At 67.6% G+C, this 1,094-nt stretch carries 1 protein-coding gene; it reads right to left on the reverse strand.

All coding sequences use genetic code 11. From position 1 onward, the window contains the following. Window positions 1-5 precede the first annotated feature (5 nt). Window positions 6-929 carry an IS110 family RNA-guided transposase gene (locus L3V18_RS19190; protein WP_237057068.1) on the reverse strand — a complete coding sequence of 308 codons (924 nt, stop codon included), beginning with the start codon at window positions 927-929 and terminating at the stop codon, window positions 6-8. Window positions 930-1,094 lie beyond the last annotated feature (165 nt).

Here is a 1,094-nt window from a genome sequence, read left to right on the forward strand (position 1 = left end):
AGCTGTCAGGCAGTTAAGGCCCCTTCCGCACGCAGCTCGTCACGCCGTCTGGCATTGACGATGCCCAGCAGCTTGCGCATGCAGGCGACCAGCGCGACCTTGCCCAGTTTTCCACGGGCCCGCAGTTGCTGATAATGCGCTTTCATCAGCGGATCCCAGCGTACGGCCGAGAGCGTGGCCATGTAGAGCGCCACCCGCATCGGGGCTCGTCCGCCACGAACGCGGCGCTTGCCTTGGCTTTGCCCGCTGTCGCGATTCATCGGCGCCACGCCCACCAGCTTGGCGATCTGTCGGCGGCCCAGTTGCCCCAGCTCCGGCAGCAGGGCCAGCGCCGTGGCCTGGAACACCGGGCCCAAGCCCTTGCTCGAACGCAGGGCGGGCGTGGTGTGCTGGTCGATCAAGGTCTGCATGGCACGATCCACCGCCGCCAGCTCACGGGCCAAGGCCGCTATGGTGCGGGCGGCCAGCTTGCGCACCTGGGGCGATGCCATCGCCACCTGCTGCTTGTGGGCCTGCAGTTGAGTGACCACCTGACCCCGTCGGCGCAGCCAGTCGCGCAGCTCGCGCTGCCATGGCGGTGGTGCGACGTAGCAGCGCAGCCGGTCGGCGAACATCCGTGCCATCAACGCCAGCAGGCGGGCGTCGATCGTGTCGGTCTTGGCCAGCTCGCCAGTGGCCAGAGCAAAACTGCGGGCCTGGCGCGGGTTGACCCGGGCGATCCACAGCCCGGCATCGCAACACGCTTCCAGCAGCGGCTCTTCATAGCCGCCGGTGGCTTCGGCCACGATCCGCGATGCGCCCAATGCCTTCAGGCGCTTGACCACCTTGGCAATCCCCGCCCCGGTATTGGCATAACGGGTCACGCCCGCCTGTCCTTCCACGGCCAGATCCAGGCTGGCCTTGCCCACGTCGATCCCTGCTGCCGTCATGTCCGTTCTCCGCTACAGTTGGCCGGTCGAGAGCATCGCGCCCGAGGCCCACGCTTATCAGTTCGAGGACAACCTCGATCAACTGTTCGGGCGCAGGGCGCGAGATCCGGCGTGCGGCCCCTGCTGAATTACGGTGGTGCTGACACCGAGGCGTTATCGGGCGCG

It is taken from the genome of Marilutibacter chinensis, from assembly GCF_021725675.1.
Classification (GTDB): Bacteria; Pseudomonadota; Gammaproteobacteria; order Xanthomonadales; family Xanthomonadaceae; genus Marilutibacter; species Marilutibacter chinensis.

Bases quoted from the DNA above. Each gene is read 5' to 3' on its own strand.
- L3V18_RS19190 (WP_237057068.1), bottom strand. From the start codon at position 929: ATGACGGCAGCAGGGATCGACGTGGGCAAGGCCAGCCTGGATCTGGCC.